General features: G+C 71.2%; 16 protein-coding genes and 1 pseudogene. 6 read left to right on the top strand and 11 right to left on the bottom strand.

All coding sequences use genetic code 11. The features are described 5' to 3' along the window. Positions 1-77: 77 nt before the first annotated feature. A complete protein-coding gene (locus IEZ17_RS22585) occupies positions 78-1,007 on the top strand; it encodes a phytoene/squalene synthase family protein (protein ID WP_189302909.1) in 930 nt (309 codons plus the stop codon). A gap of 227 nt (positions 1,008-1,234) precedes the next feature. Beyond that, a pseudogene (locus IEZ17_RS42670) lies at positions 1,235-1,411 on the top strand (hypothetical protein); the annotation flags it as partial. A gap of 283 nt (positions 1,412-1,694) precedes the next feature. On the opposite strand, the gene IEZ17_RS22575 reads toward IEZ17_RS42670, so the two are convergent. The 9 genes from IEZ17_RS22575 to IEZ17_RS22535 all read right to left on the bottom strand — a co-directional run bounded on the left by IEZ17_RS22575 (position 1,695) and on the right by IEZ17_RS22535 (position 10,652). Continuing rightward, positions 1,695-2,528, bottom strand: coding sequence for a class I SAM-dependent DNA methyltransferase (locus tag IEZ17_RS22575; protein ID WP_189302907.1), 834 nt, complete (start codon positions 2,526-2,528; stop codon positions 1,695-1,697). Between the two features lie 151 nt (positions 2,529-2,679). Further along, complete coding sequence (locus IEZ17_RS22570) at positions 2,680-3,642, bottom strand: LLM class flavin-dependent oxidoreductase (RefSeq protein ID WP_189302905.1); 963 nt, start codon at positions 3,640-3,642, stop codon at positions 2,680-2,682. Then, positions 3,629-3,943 (bottom strand): phosphopantetheine-binding protein, encoded by a 315-nt coding sequence (locus IEZ17_RS22565; RefSeq protein ID WP_189302903.1) that lies wholly within the window; start codon positions 3,941-3,943, stop codon positions 3,629-3,631. Before IEZ17_RS22565 ends, IEZ17_RS22570 begins: the two co-directional genes overlap by 14 nt. Before the next feature lie 72 nt (positions 3,944-4,015). Then, entirely contained in the window at positions 4,016-5,353 is a 1,338-nt protein-coding gene (locus IEZ17_RS22560; protein WP_229852514.1) for an aldehyde dehydrogenase family protein, read from the bottom strand. Positions 5,354-5,444: 91 nt separating this feature from the next. Next, positions 5,445-6,152: a cupin domain-containing protein gene (locus IEZ17_RS22555; protein ID WP_189302899.1), complete on the bottom strand. Its 708-nt coding sequence runs from the start codon at positions 6,150-6,152 to the stop codon at positions 5,445-5,447. A gap of 101 nt (positions 6,153-6,253) precedes the next feature. Further along, the gene (locus tag IEZ17_RS22550) at positions 6,254-7,426 is read right to left on the bottom strand and encodes an SIS domain-containing protein (protein ID WP_189302897.1); all 1,173 of its coding nucleotides are present in this window, start codon (positions 7,424-7,426) and stop codon (positions 6,254-6,256) included. Continuing rightward, the gene (locus IEZ17_RS22545; RefSeq protein WP_189302895.1) at positions 7,423-8,232 is read right to left on the bottom strand and encodes a BtpA/SgcQ family protein; all 810 of its coding nucleotides are present in this window, start codon (positions 8,230-8,232) and stop codon (positions 7,423-7,425) included. Before IEZ17_RS22545 ends, IEZ17_RS22550 begins: the two co-directional genes overlap by 4 nt. Positions 8,233-8,266: 34 nt before the next feature. After that, positions 8,267-9,775 (bottom strand): pyridoxal phosphate-dependent aminotransferase, encoded by a 1,509-nt coding sequence (locus tag IEZ17_RS22540; RefSeq protein ID WP_189302893.1) that lies wholly within the window; start codon positions 9,773-9,775, stop codon positions 8,267-8,269. 127 nt (positions 9,776-9,902) lie between these two features. Continuing rightward, on the bottom strand, positions 9,903-10,652 hold the full coding sequence (locus tag IEZ17_RS22535; protein WP_189302891.1) for a TauD/TfdA family dioxygenase: 750 nt from the start codon (positions 10,650-10,652) through the stop codon (positions 9,903-9,905). Between the two features lie 638 nt (positions 10,653-11,290). Between IEZ17_RS22535 and IEZ17_RS22530 the strand changes: the two genes are divergently transcribed. Next, positions 11,291-11,818 (top strand): NUDIX domain-containing protein, encoded by a 528-nt coding sequence (locus IEZ17_RS22530; protein WP_189302889.1) that lies wholly within the window; start codon positions 11,291-11,293, stop codon positions 11,816-11,818. Between the two features lie 112 nt (positions 11,819-11,930). On the opposite strand, the gene IEZ17_RS22525 is transcribed toward IEZ17_RS22530, so the two are convergent. After that, positions 11,931-14,759 (bottom strand): helix-turn-helix transcriptional regulator, encoded by a 2,829-nt coding sequence (locus IEZ17_RS22525; protein WP_189302888.1) that lies wholly within the window; start codon positions 14,757-14,759, stop codon positions 11,931-11,933. Between the two features lie 165 nt (positions 14,760-14,924). On the opposite strand from IEZ17_RS22525, the gene IEZ17_RS22520 reads away from it, so the two are divergent. From IEZ17_RS22520 to IEZ17_RS22510, 3 genes are all read left to right on the top strand, one after another. Then, a complete protein-coding gene (locus IEZ17_RS22520) occupies positions 14,925-17,849 on the top strand; it encodes a LuxR family transcriptional regulator (RefSeq protein WP_189302887.1) in 2,925 nt (974 codons plus the stop codon). Between the two features lie 569 nt (positions 17,850-18,418). Beyond that, complete coding sequence (locus IEZ17_RS22515; RefSeq protein WP_189302886.1) at positions 18,419-19,060, top strand: helix-turn-helix transcriptional regulator; 642 nt, start codon at positions 18,419-18,421, stop codon at positions 19,058-19,060. A 601-nt stretch (positions 19,061-19,661) separates the two neighbouring features. Then, positions 19,662-21,263: an AfsR/SARP family transcriptional regulator gene (locus IEZ17_RS22510; RefSeq protein WP_189302885.1), complete on the top strand. Its 1,602-nt coding sequence runs from the start codon at positions 19,662-19,664 to the stop codon at positions 21,261-21,263. On the opposite strand, the gene IEZ17_RS22505 is transcribed toward IEZ17_RS22510, so the two are convergent. Next, positions 21,244-22,617 (bottom strand): methylaspartate mutase, encoded by a 1,374-nt coding sequence (locus tag IEZ17_RS22505; protein WP_189302884.1) that lies wholly within the window; start codon positions 22,615-22,617, stop codon positions 21,244-21,246. The two genes, IEZ17_RS22510 and IEZ17_RS22505, sit on opposite strands and share 20 nt — an antisense overlap. Positions 22,618-22,625 lie beyond the last annotated feature (8 nt).

Raw genomic sequence — 22,625 nt, 5'->3', positions numbered from 1 at the left:
AGCCCCCGGGCCCTCCGATCTTACGAATGACCAGAGCAACCACCCTTGAAAGGTAGGACGACCCGATGAGCACCCCGATGAGTACCTGGACCACCACGCTGGACGCCGCCGGCATCCAGGACCCGCAGTTGCGGGAGGACTTCACCCGGCAGCGCTCGCTGGTGGCGCGCTACCGACGCGCGTCATACGTCGCGGTCCGGCTGCTCCTCCCGCGCCCCCTGGTCCCGCACGTGATAGCCGCCGTGGCCTTCATGCACCACACCGACAACCTCCTCGACCACGGCCCCGCAGCCGAGCGCCGCGACGCCTACACGGCATGGGAAGAGGCAGTACGCAACGCCCTCGTCACCGGCACCAGCGACCACCCCGTCATCCGCCCCCTCCTGCACGCCTGCACCCACCACAGCCGACTCCGAGGCTGCGTAGAGGACTTCCTCTCTACCGCCACCATCGACCTCGAATTCACCGGATTCACCACGGAATCGGACTACCAGCGCTATCTCGACCAGTACTCCCTGCCCGCCTTCCTGCTGGTCGCCTGCCTGCTCACCCCCGGCGAGGAACCCGCCGGCTACCGCGCCGCCTGCCGCACCTACATCGACGGCAGCCAACGCCTCGACTTCGTCAACGACCTCGCCGAAGACCTGACCGGCGGCCGGCTGACGATCCCCCAGGACACCTTGCAGCGCCACGGCGTGACCCGCACCGACCTCGAACGCGCCCAGAGCACCCCACACGTCCGCGCCCTACTGCACACCCTCCTCCAGCAGGCCCGCACCACCCTGGCCGACAGCCACCACGTGACCGCACTCCTGCCGCCCGCCAACCGCCCCTTCGCCCGCGCCCTGATCACCCTCGAAGAAGCCACCGCGGACGCAGCCCTGGCCAAGGGGCCCGCCCTCCTCACCGCCTCGGCACGCCCTCCCATCACCACCGCCCTGCGAATCCTCCTGCGCGAGTACCGCCACGCACGCCGATTCCGCCACTCCCCCACCGGACGCCTCTAGGTACCGGCGCCACCTCGCCACGCTCGTCCCCGTCCCCGACGTCAGGGCGGGCGACTCGGCCGGGTGGCACTGCGACGTGATCCACAGCGTGGCCCCGGTGCAGGACCAGAAGGGCTGGGGCAACGTCATGTACATCCCCGCCGCCCCCTGGTGCCCCCTGGTGCCCCCGCAACGAGCGCTACGCCGCCGACGTCCGCGAGGCATTCGTCACCGGCTCCAGCCCCGGCGACTTCCCCGCCGAACACCACGAGCGCAACTGGACCGGCCGCCTCACCCTCGACGACCTCAACGAGACCGGCCGGCGCGGTACGGGGCTCGATCGAGGCGCCCGCTTTGCCCACACCAGGATGCCGTTTCCGGACAGTGGCGCATTGCCTTCCTTGACGCGCCTGTCCCTTCGGTAAATCGTGTGACCGCTGCGCCCGCAGGGGAAGCGGCGCAGGTCAGCGGGGGTTTCCCGCTGCTCCACAAAGTTCTTCTCCATGGTTCTGCGCAAAGGAGAGTCCTGCCCTTGTCCGGCGAACAGCATCTGCTCAAGGTCTACACCGATCGCACCTACGTACACACCACCACGGTGCGCCACCAGGGCACCACGGTGGCCCTGGCCATGGACGACCAACGGCGCCTGGTCTACACCGTTCTCGACCTTGCGCACCATGACGAGGCCAAGGGTGAACTGGACGCCGCCTACTGGTCGGAGAACCCCCTGCCGCTGCGCTTCCCCTCCGAGATCGCGGACACCGGCTTCGCCGCCGCCGGGGCCACCGCGTTACCCGTGGTGAAGAACGGTGGGCGCATCGAGGCGGCGGCCGGCGAGGCCTTTCGCGCGCGGTAGATCGTGCGGCACGGCACGTCGGTCCGCGAGCACGAACCCGAGTCGCATTTGAGATCGATGCCGCCGAAGCCGTGGGAGAGCGGCTCCAGCCCCGCCGCGTGCAGCGCATCGGTCACGTCGGTGTCGTCGTAGTACCAGCTCGTCAGCGTCTGGTCGACCCTCTGGGCCCGGTCCCCGGCGTCGAATACCCCTGAGACGCGCAGCATTCCGCGGCGGCTACCGGTGTCCCATACCCCACGCTTGACCACGACCGCCTCACGGCTGTCCGTGAGCGTGGCGTGGTTCCAGTGCAGGAAGTGCGACTGCTCATAGAGGTCGAACACGAATTCGCCTGCCGGCGCGAGCGCAGAGGCCACCGCGGTGAAGCACTGCCGCAGATCGTCGAGGGAGGGAAGGTGGTTGAGTGCGCCGTCCAGGCTGACGCACGCGGCGACGTTGGTGGGCAGGTCGAACGAGCGAGCATCGGCCTGTATCAAGCAGAACCGGCCCTCCTCGATCCGCCCGGTGTGTCGGGTACGCGCGAGATCGAGCATTGCCTCGGAACCGTCCACCCCGTACAGGGTCCATCCGCCCTCAAGGAAGTGAGCGGCGGTCACGCCGGTGCCGCAGCAGATGTCCGCAGCGGTGAGGTCGTCCCCGGCCGCTTGTGCCAGGTGCTCGACCAGCCTCGGTGAGAACCGGTCCACCCAGCCGGTGTAACTGCTGTCGAAGAAGGCGGCGAATCCGTGGGAATAGTAATTGTCCATCCGAGTTTCCCTTCTTGTCGGCACCGCTCAGGGCACCCGAACTTCAGCACGGTGGTGTTCTGGGGCGTTCGCTCATGGGCGGACGTCGGGCTCACGCCGGGGCGGAGGCGGGGCGCAGAAGCGGGACAACGCACTCGGCGAAGAGCGTGACGCTGTCCCAGTCCACCGGTGGCCGGATCCCCAGCACGAAGTCGGTGACGCCCAGTTCGCGGTAGGGCAGTAGCGCTTCGACGCACTGCTCCGGCGTACCGAAGACCAGATACTCCGGCCAAACCGGCGAATCAGGCGGGAAGGTGTGCCGCAATCGATCGAGTTTGCCCGGCAGATCCGCCGGGTCGTCGACGAGCAGGGCACGGAAGGTCAGCGAACGACGGATCTCCGCCCGGTCACGGCCGGCCCGCTCGCACTCGCGGTCCAACTGCTCGACGCGTCGGTGATACCGGGCGGTGTCCGTGAGCAGGCTGTTCCACACGTCGCCATGCCGTGCGACCACTCGCAGTACGGGCTTGCTTGCGCCGCCGACGACCAGCGGCAACCGCGGCTGCACCGGCGCGGGACGGAGGTAGCCCTCTGTGATGCAAAAGTGCTTGCCGGTGAACGAGAACCTCTCGCCCGACCACAGGCCACGCAGGACCGTGGCGGTCTCCTCCAGCATTTCCAGTCGCTCGGTGCGTTCAGGCAGGTCGAAGCCGTACTGCTGGTACGCCAGATCGGCTCCACCGACTCCTATGCCGAGTTCCACCCGCCCGGCGCTGACGTGGTCAATGGTCGCGGCGAGCGCGGCCAGCATCGCCGGATGACGCCAGGCCACCGGCGCGACCATGAGTGCACCGCGGATCCGGTCCGTATGTGCGGCCAGTGCGGCGAGCAGCGTGGTGCCCTCGAAGCACGGGCCTTCCGGCCCGCCCATGGGTGGTCGCAAGTGGTCGAAGATCGAGCACCAGTCGTAGCCGAGTTCCTCGGCCCTGCGCCACAACGCGAGGATCTCGTCGTACGTCTCATACTGTTGCCCGGAGTGGACTCCGAACCTCAATGCCGGTTCAGGCGACGGCATCGTCGGCCCTCGCCATGCCCGTCACGTCCCTCTCCCCGTTCATCACCGACGCGAGAGCGGCCGCCAGCGTCCGGACGCTGTGGAAGGTCTCAGGGGTAATCAGCTCGTCGGGGAGGCTGAGACCGAACTCGTTCTCGATCGCCACCAGCGTCGCGACTGTGCCCAGTGAGTTCAACCCGGCGTCATGCAACGGGAGTTCCGGCGTCAGATCGGTGCCGACTGCGTCGGGCAACTGACGGGCGACGAGATCGCGGACCGTCTCGCTCAGAGCGTCACCGGTTCGACCGGCCGTATCACTCATGTTCCTCTTCTCCTTCGTCGGCCCGGCCGGCAAGGCGCGCTCGGGCTGGGGTAAGGGGTCCGGCCGAGGGCGTCACTGCGTGCTGAGGCGCACGGTGACGGTCTTGGGACGCTGGTACTCCGTGAGGGCGAGGACGCTCATGTCCGTGCCATGGCCCGAGCTGCCGCGACCGCCGTGGGGCAGCTCGGGGCTCTGGTCCAGGTGGCAGTTGACCCAGACCTCCCCGGCGTTCAACTCGTGGGCCAGGGCGAGCGTGGTGGCCGTGTCGGATCCCCAGACGCTCGCGGCGAGAGCCTGCCGTACGGAGTTGGCCAATGCCGGCGCCTCCTCGACGTCGTCCACTGCCTGGACCGTCAGCACCGGGCCGAACACCTCCTCCGCCACTGCCGGGTCGTCAGGCGCCAGATCGGCAAGGATCCGTCCGGGCCGCCAGAAGCCGTTCTCCTGTCCCGGCTGCAACGCGATGTCGGCGACATGCTCGATGCCCGCCGCGCTGCTTCCCACAATGCGGTCGTAACGCGCCGCCTGGTCGGCGTTGTTGAGCGGCCCGAAGTCGGATCCGGCACGCCGGCTGCTCATCGCCTCGGCCAATCCGGCGATGGTCCGGTCGTAGTTCTCTCGCAGGGTGATCACCCGTGCCGGAGCGGCACAGCTTTGACCGGCGTTGTACGTGACGGCCCGAACCAGTTCCTCGCAGGTGCCTTCGGGCGCGTCCGGGAGGACAAGGGCGGGGCAGTTGCCGCCGAGCTCCAGGCTGACCCGGTGCAGTGCCGCACGGCCGGCGACATCCCGGCCCCCTGCCTCACTGCCGGTGAAGGCCACCATGTCGATGTCCTCGGCGACCAGCAGCCGACCGGTGTCACGGTCGCCCGGTACCGTCACCAACGCGTCAGGGACGAGGGCCGTGGCCGCGTCCCGGGCGAGCAACACGGCGGTGTCCGGAGTGGTCAGAGCGGGCTTGAGCACGACGGTGTTGCCGGCGGCGAGCGCCGGCCCGATGCGCCAGGCGGCCATCATGAGTGGGTAGTTCCAGGGCACGATCGCAGCGACGACGCCCATGGGCTCCCAACGTACCCAGCTCTCGCGGCCACGTATCCGCCGACCGCCCGCGGGTGCGGTGTCGGCACGCTGGGCGCCGGCGTAGAACCGAAGCAGATCAGCGCAGTTCTCGACCTCGCCCTGTGCCTCGGCGTCGGGTTTCCCGGTACCGGCCTGCTCGGCCGCCACATACGAAGCGGAGTTTTCCTCTATGAGGTCCGCGAACCGCAGCAGGCGTCGCGCCCGCTCTCGGGGAGTAAGGCCGGCCCAGGCGGGCTGGGCACCGCGGGCGGCCACCACCGCCGCACGGGTGTCGGTTTCCCGGCCGACGGCAGGGGACGACCGCTCCTGGCCGGTGCGCGGGTCGGTCAAGGGCAGAGTGAGATGGTGCTGCGACATCGTGGGCCCTGCTTCCAGGTGGTTTCGGGTCAGGACATGGCAGGTGGTTCGGCGACCCGATGGCTCACCCGAACCGGTGCGGGGAGTGCGGGCAGCCGTTCGCCGCGAGCTCCTCACCGCTGGACGCCGCTATGTCGCAGATACGGCAGGTGATACGGCCGAGATCACCCAGTAGCGCGGTGTATGCGGTGAGTTCCTGCCGTTCGGGGCTGTCCAGGTGGCGGTGCGGAGCACCCACGGCGAGAATCATGTGGTCGGTCACCGCGCCCACCGCATGGGTGAGGGCGCCCTCCACCATGTAGACCTGTCCGGGGCGTGTCTCCACGATCTCTCCGGCGACGGCGATGGTGCCGGTGCCGGCCAGGACGAAGAGCAGATGGTCCCCGGGGTGGGTGTGAGGGGCGAAGCCACTGCCGGCGGGCACATGCAGGATGTCGGCACCGACATGACCGCTGGAGAGCAGCGAGCGTCCCGTGGCATCCGCGGTCTTCGAAACACGGGTGGGGCCGGGGGCCATCTCGATGCCCAGTTGCTGGGTCGTCCCGTCCAGCCCGAGATCGGCCGCCCAGTCGCAGATCAGCAGGGGCGAGCGGCGGATGCCGGGCTCTTCGAGGGGCGGGAGCGCCGAAGCCTCCGTGGCTTTCGCGCGGCCGAGGACCGACAACAGTTGCACCGCCTTGGCCTCTCGTTCGGCCGGAGCGAGTTGGTGCAGTTCCTCGCGCAGGACGTCGATGGTTTCTTCGACGGGCAGGCTGTGTGTGGTCTCGGTCATGTTCTTCTTCCTTCACGGTCTTGGCAGTTGTGGGTATGAACCGGCGGGAGCGGAGGGCCGCCCGAGGTGTGGCAGGACGTGCGGATCGAGCGCCGAAATGGTCAGGAGGTGGCGCTGTGGACCGCTTCCCGGCCTCTTGGTTCCGGTGCCGGCGGGGCGTGCGGGGCTCGGCCGACGGCGAACGGGACACGGTTCAGGCACTGGGCGAGGTGACAGGCAAGAGGGGCGGCGAACAAGTGGTAGAGCAGCGGGGAGAACTCCTCGCGCACCTGCGCGTGGACGGGCAGCTCCGCCCAGGCGTCGAAGCCGTCGAGTTGGTCCGCAGGAGCGACAGCGACGAGCCGTCGCCCCAGCTCGGTGGCGCGCCGGGCGACCCGGCGGGCGTGCCGGGAGCAGCGGCCGGCGGGGGCCAGCACGAAGACCGGCAGGTCGGGCGGGCCTGCGAACCGCTCGACGTGGCACCACTCTTCCAGGTCCTGGCCGACCGCGAGGACGGCGGAGGTCTCGACTGCTTTCGCCGCGCTGTACAGGGCGCTGCCATGGGACGGTCCGCTACCGAGCATGGTCAGCACCGGCGCGGCAGCGATCCGTTCGGCGATCTGCCGAGTCCGCCCGATGTTCTCGCCCACGGTGGCTTCGACCGCGTCGGCCAGTGCGCCCAGTTCGTCCCGCAGGATGTCGGCTGCCGCGCGGTCCAGGTGTCCACGTGCCTGCCCCAGGGCTATCGCCAGCAGCAGCGCTCCAAGGAGACTGGCCTGGTAGGTGCGTACGCCCGGAGACGGCTCCTGGTCGGGCAGTGCGAGCAGGACGGTGCCGTGTGCAGACCGGGCCAGCGGGCTCGCCGCTCTTCCGGTGAGAGCGACGACCGCTCCCCCCTCCGCCCTCGCCTGCTCGGCCGACCGGACAACGAGCGGGCTGCTGCCGGAGGCGGAGATCGCAAGGGTGAGCACGCGGGCAGGCGAGGAGGGGGCGGCAGACTTCCAGTAGTGGGTGAAGGGCAGCGCGCTCACCGGCCGGCAGTCCACACCGGCGAGGGACCGGAAGGCCATCTCGACGGCCCGGGCGGCATGGTCACTGTCCCCGTTGCCCACGATGACCACCGACTCGACGCCTGCCAGGCCCAAGGCGCCCGGCAGGGCACGCACCTGTTCGGCGAAGGGTGCGACGTGGGCCCGTATGTCGTCGGCGAGAGACTGGACTTGACGGAGCATCACCTCCGGTTCCAGCGGCGGTGATCCGGCCGGGCCGGGACCCTGGCTGTGAGCAGGCGTCATCGCTCGGCCTCCCTGACGATGTCGACGTAACGCCGCACAAGGTCGATATCGACCTTGCCGCCCCACCCCTCGCTTTCCAGGCACGTTCCCACGAACGCCCCGTCCGCGGCGGCGAGCAATCGCGCCGCGTTGCCGTGGTTCGTGTGTCCGGCCAGGATGATGGGCAGGTGGGGCACGGCCTCGCGGACGGACGCGATCATGTGCAGTGTCCTGCGCTCGTCAGGGTGCGAGAGCGACACCGCGTCCGCGCCGACGGTGCGGGCCGCACGAGCCACCTCCGCGGTGGTCTTCTCCCCTCCGTGCCAGGTGAAGTGCAGGGAGTCGATGTCCGCCACTATGCCCACGCTCTCCGCGTCGATCGAGCGGCGATAGCTCATGACCTCCAGCGGATCGGGCCGCACCATGCCGTGAGCGGTGAGGGTCTGTCCCACCAACGCGCCGGCACGGACGTAGTCGCCCCCGGCCACCTGTGCCACGGCGAGCGATGCCCTGGTGGCGTTGCGCATCATCTGGACACCGACGCGGAACGCCCCGCCGGTCGCCTCGACGACCGCGCGCGCGATCAGGCCCATGGCGACGGTACGTGCCGGGTCCGACTCGTCGGCGACGCTGTAGACACGGTCGACCGTCTGGATGAGGCATCCGTCCGCCCCTCCGTCGCACAGGGCCCGCGCGGACGCCACCGCCGTGTCGAGGATCTCCGAGAAGGTGTGGGGCTGGTGGAAGGGAGTGCCGGGCAGGGGCGCCAAGTGCACCATGCCGAGGACGAGTTTGTGCCTGCCGTCCGGTACGGCCCAGGAATTCATGCGGCCCCTCGCTTTTCGTGGTGGGGGGAAGACGTCACCGGGCCGCCCTGTCGACGAGATGGGACCCCAACCGGTCCAGAGCGGGTGCGAGCTGCTCCCAGGGGCGGGCGGTGGTGATCCGCATGACGGCACCGGAGAAGCAGAAGGTGAGGATGCCGGGGAAGAGGGACACCCCCGTCTCTCGCAGAACGTCCCGGAAACACCGGTAGGAGTCGTCCCAGCCGGGCAGCTCCACGGTGGTGTTGATGGAGAAGCGCGGCGCGAGCACCCGCGCAGGTGACTCCGCCAGGCGGACGGTGGCAGCGTCGCGGAGCACGGTGAGTTCCTGCGCCCTTCGCAGCCGCTCCGTCCGGTAGGTGTGGTAGGCGTGTCGTAGCTGCCCCGTGTCGAGTCCGTAGGACGCCTCGAACTCCTTGAGTTCGTTGAGCCCGGGCTCCTCCAGGCCGGTGATCAGCCATCGCTCCATGCGGGCCAGTACTTCCACGATCGTGTAGAAGAAGGAAGGCGGGCCTCCGAAGGAGGAGGAGGCGTACTCGTAGTACTCGGCGATGAAGCCGGGGTCGGCGAGGAACCAGCCCGCCTTGAGCCCCGGAGCCGACCATGTCTTGGACAGGCTGGAGACCCGGACGACGTGGGGCGCGCCACGCGCGGCGGTGCGCTCCTCGTAGGCGCCCAGCCACTCATGGCACTCGTCGAGGACGATGACGGTGGAGGGGGAGGCTGCTTGGATCAGCCGTCGCAGGCCGTCCTCCGTGACGGCCGCCCCGGTGGGGTTGCCCACCGTCTGGAGCAGTACCAGAGGGGTGTCGGGCGTGAGCGCTGCAAGGAGCGGCTCGATCGAGGTCTGCCCGTGCTCGCTGTCCAGGGGAACAAGCTGTATGGCGTGCCGACGGGCGATCGTCTCGACCAGGGGTGGGTAGTTGGGGATCGCGCACAGCGCCGGTGGCGTGGACGGGGAGATGTTGTGGAGTACGAAGTCCGAGAGCGTGCTCACGGCGAAGGTCCCGCCCATGGTCATGGCCACGTGTTCGGGCCCGTAGCGCACGCCGTCGAGCCGGGCGGTCTCGTAGGCGGCGATCGCTTCGCGCGCCGGGTAGCGCCCCCGCGAGTCGGAGTAGCCGTACCAGTCGCGGTCCAGAGCGAAGCGGATGCATTCCTTCAGGCATTGCGGAAGCCCCCACCGTTCCTCGTCCACCGCTCCGCCGGAGAGGATGTACTGCGCGTTGTCCCTGAGATCGCCGTACAGGTCGTCGCGGAAGTACCAGTTGAACAGCTCCTTGACGAACCGAACGGTTGCCCGGGAGCTCAGCACCTGCTCCGGTTCGACCGAGCGGAGTCGGCGGCTGTCCCGCCACTGCTCGGCCAGCGCTGGATGGTGCGCGTGGGGGCCCAGTTCGTTCTCCACGCGGCCCAGCCACAGGTTGCGAAGTTCCAGCGGATCGTCGGGGCGGCGGGCTCGGGCGAAGACGTCGAGCACCCGCTCGTCGACGTGGGTGACGAACGTGTCGGATATCCCGGCCTGCCGGGGTGCCCGCCGGGACATCGCAAGGACGTCCTGCGACGCGTGCGAAGGACGCGGGACCAGAGGGGAGTCGAAGAGTGTCATCGGCTTCTCGCATGGAGTGGTGGGGAGGGGCCTTCGGTGGGGTCCGGCGCGGGCGACTCGGCCGCTAGCGGATGCGGAGGCGCTGGAGGTGCCGTTGCTGTCGCGGGGGCGTCGCAGCACCGGCGGTTCGGCCGTGGAAGTAGTACGTGTTGTCGATCACGACAAGCAGTCCCCGGCGCCAGCGCACCGCGATCGCCTCTTCGGGCGCGTACATGGCGGTCAGCAGCTCGCGCAGGGCCGCGTTGACCGCCTCGGGGTCGGTGTCCGGTCGGTCATGTGTCCACCGCAGCTCTTGATCGAGAAAGTCGCGGAAGGAGAACACCCAACGGCCGTCGACGTGGCGCGCGATGGCCGGCGCCGCTGGACTGTCCCGGTAACGGGTACGGGAAAGCAGCTCCAGGGTCCTGGGCGACAGCCGACGCGCCACCTCCCGCATGGGCACCAGCACCGTCTGGGCGTGAGGGGTCTCGTCGCCAGGATTGACGCACATGAGCACGATGTACCGGGGCTGTCTCGACACCCCGGCACCGCTGCTTTCGGAGTGCAGGGAGAGCGAGTTGCGGGCGAAGGGCTGGAGCGACACCTCCGCTGTGGGCGCGTGCCGGCTGCGGAGGTTGAGGATGACTCCGTCCTGTACGAACGGCTGTACCGCGGGATCCGTTTCCGGGGTCGCGGTGCCCAAGCCGTCGCCGAGTGTCATGAATCGGTGGGGTGACAGCGGCTGGTCGAGCTGAACGACGGCCAGGCCCTGACGCCACAGTTGCTCGGCGATCTCCTGGTGCAGGCCGCAGGCGTCGGCCGCCGGCCCCTCCAAAGTGGCTGCTGTCGGACTGTGCAGGGGCGTTGCGTTGCCCAGCAGTCGTTCCCTGGGCGCGAGGTGAGGGTCGGACTGCGACGCCCGGAAGCTTCCGCGTGTGGCATCGCGCTCTGCCGCGCATGTGGCTTCGGAGGATGCGAAGGCGGGTTTTTCCATGCCGTGTTCCTTTGCTCGGACGAATCAGCTACCGGACGCCAAGAAACTGTGGAGCGGTGGCATTCGGCCCCTCTCGATGACGCTGACGGTCAGAAAAAGGGGTGCAACATTGACGGCCAAGGCGTACTGGTGAACAAGAAACCGTGATGCCGGCCTCGGCCATGGGTGGTGTGCGGACGAAACCGATGGATCAGCCTCCGAAGAGCCCCTCTCCATCCCCCGCAGGCCGGTACTCCTGCGGCTTCGACTCAGCACGCGGAGCACTCTAGAGGCGGAGTTGGAATCACTCGGGAATCACGAAGAGCCACAGTGGACCACGGGCGATAGCCGGCCGATTATCCGGGAATTCTCCGAAGATTGTTAAGGTTTGAGCCGTCCAAGAATTCGATACTTCCTGCGGACCGCCGGTGTACGACGGCACCACTACCGGCCGGCCCGCCTCAGCTCCTCTGCGGGCCCCGGCATGAAACGAGGCGTTCATGGGATTCACGCACGGGCGCCGCGTCGCACACTGCCCGTATTGCGGCCACGCCTACACGGACAGAACGAGCTGGCCGTTGCACTGCCATGCGTGTGAGGAGACGCTCTGGCGCAACCCGCTGCCTGCCGTGCTCGCGCTACAGCCCGTGACACAGGAGGACGGCTCTCGGGGCATCGTCGTGATCCGCCGTGCTCTCCCCCCGGGGCGTGGCCGATGGGCGCTGCCCGGTGGATACCTGGAAGTCGGGGAGAGCTGGCAGGAGGCGGCCGTGCGCGAACTCCGGGAGGAAACCGGGCTCATGGCCTCTGCGCAGGGTGTGCGTCTTTTCGGAGCGCACAGCACACGGGACACCCTGGAGGTCTTCGCGCTGTTGCCGACGCGTGCGGCTGCGGGACTGCCCGAGATGGCGCGCACGGCCGAGACCCAGGGCTGCTGTGTGCTCAGCGAAGCGGTGGAGCTCGCCTTTCCCGGACACACCCGGGCCTTGGCCGCTGCCCTGGCCGGTCGCTCGCTGCTCACACCATGAACGACGACGGACATGTCCTGAACCGCAGGCGCCCCGTAGCCCAGGCCGAGGAACTCGATCGCGTGGCCTGTGCACGCCACCTCCGTGAACGCCTCTTGTCCCGTCCGCGCGTTCAGCCGCCGGCCGGGCCGGACCCTGCTCCCTGGCTCGCCGCGCCGCCCGGCGGGACGTCCGGCACCGGGCCGCGCCCGGCCAGGCTCCCGTCCAGCCAGGCTGCCACCAGCTCCACCCGCGAGCGTCGGCCGGTGCGCTGGAACAGCCGGGCCAGCCGTTGTTCCACCGTCTTCTCACTGCACGCCAGACGGGCCGCGATCTGCCGGTTGGTCCCGCCTTCGCCGACCATGCCGATCAGCTGTACGTCCGCCTCGCTCAGGCCCTCGCGGGCCGAACGGCCCCTCGGCAGCGGCACGTTGCGGCGTTGCGCCGACCGGCCGAGCAGCACGCGCCCCGGACGCCCCAGCGACAGCAGGTGGGTGTGGTGCGCCGCCTCGGCCAGCCACGGCTGGGGATCGTCGCCGACCTCGGCGAGGACCTGGCAGCAGTACAGCATCATGTGCCGGTCGCCCCGCCGCTCGGCCGAGCGGTAGGCGTCGTGCGCGCCGTCCGCGTCGCGGTCCAGCACCCCACGGGCGACGAGCAGCGACTCCCGGGTCATGGCCGTGTCCGCCTCCGCGTGCAGTGCCGCGAGCTGCTCCAGGGCCTGCCGCGCCTGCCGCGGCCGGGTCTCCTCGACGAACGCCAGGATGCGCAGCAGCACCCTCTCGGCCCCCGTGAGCAGGCCGCTGCCGCGCGCCCGCCGCACGTCGTGCCATGCCTCCTCCAGCGCCGCGTCCTGCTGACCCGACCAGTACCGCACCCCCAGCCGGGCGCGGGCCACCAACGGGTGGACGACCGTGCCGGGAATGAGGTCGAGCCACTCGCGGGCGCGTACGAGGTCACCGCGAAAGCAGTGGATCTCGGCCGCCAGTGCCCGGGACAACTGGCCGGTGCCCGACCCGCCGCAGGCCCCGCTGCGCTGCTCGATGCCGCGGGCCGCCGACAGGGCGTCGTCCCAGCGCCCGGCCAGGTAGTCGCGGACCATGGCGTGGTAGCGGCCGGCCGCGCTGTGGTCCGCGCGTACGTAGCGTTCGCCCAGCACGGATTCGAGGGCGCCTGCCAGGTCGCCGTAGGCCGCGGCGTCACGCAGCCGCCCGATGGCCGCATCGCAGACCTCCTCCCGCTGGAGGCCGTGGACGGCCCTCGCCAGCTCCTCGTGGCCGCCCACGGCGGCGGCCAGCGTCCGCAGCTCGGCCCGGGACGGCAGCGGACCGTGCCGGTCGCGCAACCGGCCGCTGTCCGGAGCGGGTTCCGCGGACGGCGGCCACGGGGTGAGCGGGCCGATCCCGTACCGGCCGCCGAGCGCGGCCAGCATCGCCGCCCGCGGCATCCGCGCGCACACCTCCCGGGGCACGGCGCCGTCGTCGTAGGGCGACCGGTGCTCGTGCAGTGCGGACAGCCCCCAGGCGAGGGCGGCGAACTCCAGCCCGCCGCCGTCCGTGGGGCCGGGGTCCCGCAGGCCGGCGAGGATCGGTTCGCCCAGCGCGAGGACGCCGGCGTGGTCGCCGCACCCCAGCCCCAGTTCGGCGGCCTCACGCAGCACGCCCAGCGTCGCGGGGTAGTTGGGCGGCAGGCGGCGCAGCGCGGACAAGTAGGCCCGGGCCGCCCGCGGGTGGTAGGACCGGGCGTCCCTGGCGGCAGCCGCCAGCAGCAGCGGCACCGCGACGCCGTCGTTCAGCGCGGGGCCCGCAGCCGCGACGTGGTCGGCCAGCAGCGGATGGCACGCGCCCGCGGTGGCGGGGCCCAGCCGCTCGGCGACCGTCTGCACGACGGCGGCGTGCATCGAGCGGACGTCGCGGCGGGGCGGCAGCGTCCGCAGCGCCGCCGCCAGCGCGGGGACGGCGAAGGCCAGCCGGCCGTCCCCGTCGATGGTCAACGCCCGCTCCCGCACCAGCCGGTCCACCGTCCGACCGAGGTCCGCTGCGAGCACCGCGCACGCCGGGATCAGGCTGTGCAGGTCCTCCAGCCGCAGCTCGGCGCGGTGCAGGAGGCCGGCCAGGACGACGGCGGCGTCCGTACCGTCGGCGGTGACCCGGCGCAGCGGTTCCGCGTCCACGGTGAGCCGCAGGCCGTCCTCCGTTCCTGCCAGGCAGGTACGGCCGTCGAGGTCGACGAGGCGGCCGTCCTCGTCCAGCGCGGTCAGGACCGACAGCACGGCCGCGGGGTTGCCGGCCAGGGGGCCGAGAGAACGCCGCACCGCCGCGAGCAGCGCGGGTTCGGCGGGACGGCCGAGACGCTGTCCGACGAGCTTGCCGACGTCCGCCGGCCGCAGCGGCGGCAGGTCGAGCACCCGGTCGGCCGCCGTCGCCAGGTCGGGCGCGGCTGCCGGGCCCCGGGGTACCGGGCGCCCGGCGATCACCACCGGCAGGCCCGCGGGCCGGAACACGCGCAGCATCAGCTGGAGCGCGTTCGCGGTCGGCGGGGGCATGCGCTCGGCGCCGTCGAGAACGAGGGCGAACGGCACGTGGCACGCCGCGTCCGCGAGGGTCTCGCCCAGCGTGGACAGCAGCGTCAGTTCGCTGCCGTCACCGGAGCGCGCCTGCGCCCGGCGCACGGCGGTGACGCGGGCCAGGAGCCGGCCGTGCTGGACCTCGGCGAGCACGCCGCAGACGGCGTCGGCAAGGGCGGCGGCCCCGGTCGGCCCGGTGGCGGTCTCCCAGGACAACCGCAGCACCTTGGCCCCCTCTTGGACCACCGCGTGCCGCGCCTCGTCCAGCACGGCGGTCTTGCCCGCTCCGGCCTCGCCGGTCACGAGCAGGGTCCGCGCCGTAGCGGCCGGACGCAGGGCGTCGGCGACCACGCCGACTTGATGGTCCCTGCCGACGAGAGATGCACGGCGTTCCACTGGACTCCTCACTCGCTTTCGGCCCACGTCGAGCGGGGCCTCCCGCCGATCGTGACGTCGTCGCGGGAGACGGCCATAATGCAGGCTCCGACGGGACCGGCGCACCGGTCCCGTCGCGCGCACCAGGCGAAACGCCCGCCGGTGACCCGTCGTTGAGGAGGTTTTGTGGACAGTGGCCGGCCGGCGGAAACCGGGGCGGTGTACGGTGCCACGGCGCCGTGGGCGGACGGCCTGAGCGTGCACCTGGTGGGCCGTGAACAGGAGTTGACCGAGTTCGAGCGCTGCCTGGACGACCCGGACGGTCCCGGCCTGGTGCTCGTCCACGGAGAACGGGGAGCGGGGCGCAGCGCGTTCGCGCAGGCGGCCACCGAACGGCTGGCCGCGCGGGATCATGTGGTCCTGCCGCTGGTCTGCGTGCGCGGGGACCAGGACCGTCCGCTCCTGCTGGCGCTGCGGGTGGTCACCGCCGTGCGGGAGCACCGGTCGGTCACCGGGAGGCAGCCCGCGGCCGGACGGACGGACCCGGACGCCGAGGTGCTGCCCGCCACGGAGAGGGGCGATCGGGCGGCGCTCGCCGACGCACTGCTGTCCGCGCTGACGCATGTGGCGCCCGTGGCCGTGGTGGTGGACGACGCGCAGTACGCCGATGCGGCATCCCTCGACGTACTGGGAGTCGTCGCCGCCCGGCGCCCCCCGGAGGTCCGGCTGGTGATCACGTCGGTACGGCACACCGGCGGGGCCGGTGACGCCGCGTCCGGCCGCCGGCAGGACCAGGCCGTCGGACTGCCGGCGGAGGCGGGAACGGCGCGGACGATCGCCCTGCCGCGCCTGACCCGGCCGCAGCTCGCCGACATGGTGGCGCGGCGGTCGCAGGCGGTGCCCGACCCGGCCCTGGTGGAGCGCGTCCTCGGGCTGACCCGCGGGATTCCCGCAGCCGCCGACGCGCTGCTCACCGAGTGGTCACGGCGGGATGCGGTGCGGATCGCCGACGGGCACGCCTTCCTCGCCGCGAGCGCGCCGGTGCCGGTACTGCCTGATGAGGACCGGTTCATGAGGGCGCTGCACGAGCTCGGCGAACCGTGCCGGACGACGGCGGCGGCACTGAGCATCCTGTGGCCGCTCGGCCGGACGGCGGCGGCACTGGTGGCCGGGTCCACCGGTCTGTCCGACCAGGAGGTCGGCGACGGCGTGCGCCGCCTGATCGCCGCGGGCCTCCTGGACGAACTGCCCGGCGAGAACGGCGGCGGCCCCCGGGGCTGGGTGTTCCGGTCACCGCTGATGGAGCACGCCACCCGGGAACGGCTCGGGCCACTGGAACGGGGCCGGATGTCCGCCGCCGCAGTGGAGGCTCTCTGGGCGGCGCGGGACGGCGCGACCGCAGCGACGGCCGCGAGGCGCCCGGCCGTGCTCCTCAAGGAGGCGGACGCCGTGACGTACCTGCCCGACCGGATCGCCGACGCGGGCGGGCTGATCGACCGCGAGCGCGCGGCGGCGGAACTCACGGCCGCCGCCGAGGCGTTGCACCCCGACCCCGAGGACCGCGGCATGCTGCGGTGGTTCCGGGCGGCGCTGCGCCTGATCGAGGAACCGGCGGCCCGCGAACTGGCGTTGCTGCGGTGTGTGAAGGCCGCCTGGATCGTGGGCGACCACCCGGCGGCGGGCCGGGCGGCGGAGACGATTCTGCGCGCCCCCTCCGACGTCGTCAGCGGCCCGGATCTCCACGAGCTCGCCACCCTCCAGGTCGTCGCGGCCACCTCCGTGAAGGACTGGCCGCAGCTGTCCCGGATGGGGGCGGCCGAGTGGTGGGACCGTCTGCCGCTGCCCCCGGAGGCCGCGTTGCCGGCGCGGGCGCTGGCGTTGTGCATGAGCGAGCGGTGGTCGGAGGGGCTGGACCTGCTCTCGCGGACGGAGACGGTGTGGCGCCCGCACCCGCACATCCGGCTGGTACCCGAGCTGGCGCAGGCCGTCGGGTACCTGGTGCAGGGCCGGACCGACGCGCTCGCCCGCGCCCTGGAGGCGCCGCCGGATCCCGGCCTCCCCCCGGAGGTGCTGTACTCGATAGCGGCCGGGTACACCCTCCAGTTGCTCGGCAACGCCGACCTGTGCGGCGCCATGGACCTGCTGAAGGACCGCGGGATGCCGCCCGCGGCGCTTCCCCCCGCCACCCGCTTCCTCCTGCTCCACCTCCAGGGCCGGTGGGACGACGCGTTGGTGCTGGCGCGCGGCATGGTCGCGAAGGACCAGACGTTCATCGCGGCGCCCCAGCACCATCTGTTCGCCGCGGGGACGGCCGCCATCCTGCTGGCCAGGGGCAAGCCGGCCGGCGCCGCCCGTCTGATCGCCGGTGAGCGTGGGACCCACGAAGGTCATGTGGAGATCTTCCTGGACGTCGCCGAGGCCGCGGTGCTGCGGACCATGGGCCGTTTCGACGCGGCCGACCGCATCTTGCGGCGCGGGCTGCGGGAGGCCGACGCCCGCGGCTATGTCTACGGAACCGACGAGCTGGCCGCCGCCCTCGCCACGCTCCGGGCGGAGGACGGCCGGGCCGATGCGGCGGCGGCCTGTCTGCGGCGCCTGGAGGAACTCGCCGGGCGCACCGGCACCGGACGCACCCGGCTGCTGTACCTGCTGGCATCGGCGCGGGTGCGGGAGCAGGGCTCCGGCACCGCGCGCGAGATGCTGCACGAGGCGGTGGACCTGGCCCGCTCGCGGTGCCAGCCGTTCGAGACCGCGGTCACGCTGACGGCGGCGGCCGGGGACGCGGGCCCCCCGGAGCTGCTGCACGAGGCGTACGAACTGTACGGGGAGACGGGCTCGTTGCTGAGCCGCTTCCACACCCGGGCCGCGATGCGCGAGGCCGGGCTGACCGTCCCCGGCCGCAGACAGGCCACCGCCGAGAACGAGCGGCTGCTGGCCACCCTGGTTACCGAGGGTCTCACGAACCGCCAGATCGCCACCGTGCTGCGGCTCAGCGAGGACGCCGTCGCGAATCGCCTGTCACGGTTGTTCACGCGCACCGGCCTGCGGTCCCGTACCGAGGTCGTCTCGGCCATGCTCACCGGCAACCCCCTGACCGCCCCGGACCACTGAACGTCCCGCCGCGTGCTCGTCTCCCCCTGGGGCGGGCCGGGGCGGAGCGATGCCGGGGAGTCCCGGCAGGGAATCCCGTTGCGCGGAACGCTCCTGGGCGGTCGGCGGACTTCTCCTGAACGGCGCGATTCTGCTGCGGATGCGAGGCGATTCCGGGGGGGACAAAGCGACTTCGAGCCGCCCGAAACGCGGTGGCAGGCGGCGGACGAAGGCGTCGCGGCACGGTCGCCGCCACGTCGTCATGCCTGAGCGGTCGTGCCCCCGTCGTTCCCGCGACCGTGCCGCGGGGCGGTGCGTCCGCCGCGGGCGGGTGTGGCGGAGGACGCCCGGCGCAGGGGAAAGACCAGGCCGAGCAGTGGACTTGAGCGCCTCACGATGCGGCGCGGGATCGTCCGCGGCAAGCCCGGCCGGCAGCCTTCGCCCGTTCGTCCCACCCATCGGGCCCACCTGCCCGGCACTCGTGCCAGGTTTCCCTGTCCTTAAGCGATCGAGGCGTGCGGAAAGGCGGTGGCCGAAAAATACGTGGCACGATCACCTACCTCATGGGCGATTTCCGATGGGGAGGCGACATGCCTGAGCAGATACTCACCGGCACCGTGTGTGTGGCGGTCCACTCACCCGACGCCGTGGTCCACGCGGGACTTGTCAGCTCCCTCAAGCACGACCACCGCGTCCAGGAAGTCCCACCGGAGAGAATCGACGAGGCCGACGCCGTCGTCGCGGCCTTCGACACCGTCGACGCCACCGCACTGGACGAGCTGCGCACCCTGTCCGACGGACCCGACACGCGCTTCCTCCTCGTCGCCGGACGACACTGGCGAGCAGACGTCTCCGCGGCGATCGACCGGGGAGTGCGCGCCGTGCTGTGGCGTGACGCGTTCACTCCCTCCGCCTTCGTCCGCGCCCTGCTCACCGTCGCGGACGGCGGCGGCAGCTTCCCGCCCACCTTGCAAGGCGCGCTGATGGAACAGGTCCGGTGGACCCACCGTGAGGTCCTCGCGCCGCGCGGCCTCTCCGCCTCAGGCGTCAGCCCCCGCGAACTCGATGTCCTCCGCCTGGTCTCGGAGGGCAGGGAACTCTCCGAGATAGCCACCGAGTTGTGCTATTCGGAGCGCACGGTGAAGTACATCCTCTACGGCCTGATGAAGCGTTTACAGCTGCGCAACCGCGCGCACGCCGTCTCCTACGCCATCCGAGCCGGCCTCATCTGATCAACGGCAGGGCACCTGCCGATCCGGCCTGGCACCACCTTCGGACCGGCTACCGCGAGGCCCTCTCCACCGCCGGATTCCCCCCGGACTGCATCGACCTGGTGATCCTCGCCCCTCCGCACACCGCCCCGTCGACCGCTGCCGCCCGCCCCCGCGCACCGCCGTCGGGATCGCCCGGGGTGAGACGGGCGCGCCGTTCACCATGGCGGCCCGTTGCCGCCTGCGCTGTCCCGGGGTATGCACGGACCTGTTCAAAAGGGCAAAGGCCCTCCGGAAATCTGGACTCCGGATCCGGATTCCGGGCAATGTGACGGAGCGTGATCCGCCAAACCGTCCGGTTGCTGCCGGATCCGAGGAAGTCCGCGTCGTCCACAGGAGTTTGGCACCCAACCGTGCATCCGCTTCCACCGCTGTCTCACCCGCGGAAGATCCTCGCCAGCGAGCGACCTTCTTCGCTGCGTGCCGCCTTCCGCGCCACAGCACGCACGCTTTTGCGGCCCGGCCCCTGGCCGAGCGAGGCCCCTCGTGGTGGTGATGCCCTCCGCGGTCGACTGGCCGTCGGGAACAAAAGAAGGCAGGGGCAGAGGGAAATGAGGTTGAAGTGAACTTCCGCATACTGGGCACTCTTCAGGCAGGCGTGGACGGCGCGACGATGCCGCTCGGCGGAGTGATCAAACGCCGGCTGCTCGCCTACCTTCTGCTGAACGCCAACCGGGTCGTGGCCACACACAAGCTGCTCGACGTCCTGTGGCCGGACGAAACGCCGCGCACCGCGCGCAAGATGATCGGCAACGCCGTCCGAGGCCTGCGGCTCGATCTGGCCCACGGGGCCGCGGACACGCGTGCGGCCTTATTGACGCTCGCTCCCGGGTACCAGCTGCGGGTCGAACCCGACACTGTGGATCTGTTCCTGTTCCGCCGGCACGTGGAACGAGGACGAGCCGAAGCCCGCGCCGGCGATCACGTCGCCGCGGCGTGCACGCTGCGGGGGGCGCTCGGCCTGTGGCGGGGTGCGGCACTCGCCGACCTGGCGGACGGCGACTTGAACTGGCCCGAACTGGACGGTCTGGAGAGCGAGCGACTGGGTGCCCTGGAGGACTATTTCGAAGCCGGACTGGCGATCGGCCGCCACCATGAGATTCTGGGCGAGTTGCAGACGGCCGTCGCCGAGGACCCGCTGCGTGAGCGGCTGAGCGGCCAGCTGATGGTGGCGTTCTACCGATGCGGTCGGCAGACCGACGCGCTGTCGGTGTTCCGGCGCATCAGGAGCGAACTTGTGGAGCAGTTCGGACTGGAGCCGTCGCGAGAGCTGCGTCGCCTGGAACGGTCCATCCTCGAACACGCCCCCGACCTGGATGTGCCGCCCGCGCCGGTAGCGGAGCACCACAAGGCGCCCGAGCGGACAAGGGTGCCGACCCTGGTCGAACAGCAGGCGACGCGTCGGCCGGACGCGCCCGACGCCCGTGATGCCTCGTCCGTGAGCCGCGTACCGTCGCGGGTGGGCAGGGACCACAGACGCGATCACCGTGTGGTGCCCGACCCCGTGGAGGACGGCGATCGGCAGTGTACGAGCCACCGGTCGACGCCCCGGCGCACACGGGTGAGCGTCGTCCTGGTGTGGGTGCGTCACGACCTGTCCGACGACCATGATCTGGACGGCGTTCAGCAGGCCATGGCGGACATCGAGGCGGTGCTGCGGCAGCAATCCACACAGAACGGGGGGACCGTGGGGCCGGTGACGGCACCGGTGTTCTCCGCCGTGTTCGGAATCGACAACCCGCGCCGGGACGACGCCACACGTGCCGTGCGGACGGCCTTCGCCCTCCGGGACCGGATCGATGGCAGCCGGCTGCGTACCCACCCGTCCTGCCTTCGTCTGCATGTCGCTGTGGTCACCGGTGATGCCTGCCTGTCGTACCTGCCGGCGCACAGCGGCGTCCCGACAGTCACGGGGGACGCGGTCGACCGGGGCTTCCGGCTGCTGGCGATGGCGCCCCGAGGGCAGGTGCGGGTGTGCGAGGTCACGCGCCAGGCGACGGAATCCCACATCGCGTACCACCTGGGCCCCGAGCCGCCGGATGGCTGGGAAGCGGTCCGCATCCGGACCGGCGCAGTTCATGACGTGCAGGAGGTGCGTTCACCGGAGCCGTCCGGGTCACCGGACGGACCGGGCCTGCCGCAGCTCACGGCTCGATCTCTTTGAAGAGGTGCAGGAAGTGGTTGATGTCGTGCGTGACCCGGTCGACCAGGGTACGCATGCTGTGCGGGCCGTCGGCAAGGCCGAGGCTGATGCGGTGCCGGTCCACCGCGGCAGGGGACAAGGGCAGCGCACCGGCCACCGCATAGCGGATTGCACCGGATGCGTCGCGGCAGGGCAGCACATCCCCACGGGCGTACCGGCTGGCGCTGAACGGGATGTCGAGCGTGCCGTCGGCGAAGGCCGCGGTGACGGCTCGGGCCGGGTCCGCGGCGCCGAGTACGGGGGCGACGAGGTCATCCACCTCGGCGAGCAGCCAGTCCAGTTCCTCCTCGACCCGTTCCGTGTCGACGGTGACGAAGTCCAGGAGCGGTGAGTTGGCGACCGCCGCCAGGCGCATTCCGTCGATGTTCGCCTGGGCGTCGGGAACGCCCAGCGCTTCCTGGTAGGTCTTGGTCACCAGTTTTGCCGCTCCGCCGAGCCGGGCGGTGAGCGCCCCGTAGAAGATCAGTTGCTCGGCGTGGGCCCGCCGGCCCGGGAAGACGCCCATGAACTCGTGCAGCACCGGATATACCTCGACGTCCGCCGGCAGATAGCGCTCGGCCAGCACCGGAATGGCGCGCAGTGCGGCGACGTCCTGAGCGAGGTGCCCGCCTTGCGGATAGGACAACGACAGGCATCCCACCCCCTCGGCCGCGGCAAGGGCGGCCTCGATCACGCCGATGGCCAGGCTGATCGACGGCGGCGTCAGCACCCCGGTGAGGGTGCCGAACAACTCGCGGTCCAGGGTCAGCCCGGCGCGTCGGAGATCACCGGTCATCGCGTCGACCTCGCGCCAGCAGGCCAGCGAGTGTGCGAGCGGTACGTTCTTGCAGTAGGGGAGGTTGTACGAGATGCCGCCGCCCTCGAACGACGTGGCGCCGGCGGCCACCGCGACGTTGAACAGCAGCCGTGCGTCCGGGGAGCCGTGCCGGATCTCCACGGGTGCGGACACCGACTCGACCAGTTCGCGGCCCCGCTGCCAGCCGTGCGCCACGAGCGGATAGCCGTTCAGCATGCTCGGGTCGGTGCCGGCCAGGCGGGCCGCGTGGGCAAAGCGGTTGAGCCGGGTGTGGGAGTCAATGGTGAGTGTCAGGACGTCCGGCCGTGCACCGGTGTCGAGAGCGCGCAGCAACTGCCGCATCTCGGCGTGCCCACCCACCCCGCAGCGGGGCTGGATGGCCACCACCGCGTTCTGCACGGACCGAGCCAGCACGTCACGGACGGTCGGCGTTCCGCGTGTGCGGGCGAACTGCACCGTCTCGGCCAAAGAGGGGAAGGCCGGCTCGGGGGCGGCGTGCGCGTCGGTGAAGCGGTACATGTCCCGGT

The organism is Streptomyces albospinus (assembly GCF_014648695.1).
Classification (GTDB): Bacteria; Actinomycetota; Actinomycetes; order Streptomycetales; family Streptomycetaceae; genus Streptomyces; species Streptomyces albospinus.
The sequence above is the reverse complement of the archived record's forward strand: the minus strand, read 5'-3'. Positions and strand labels throughout refer to the sequence as shown.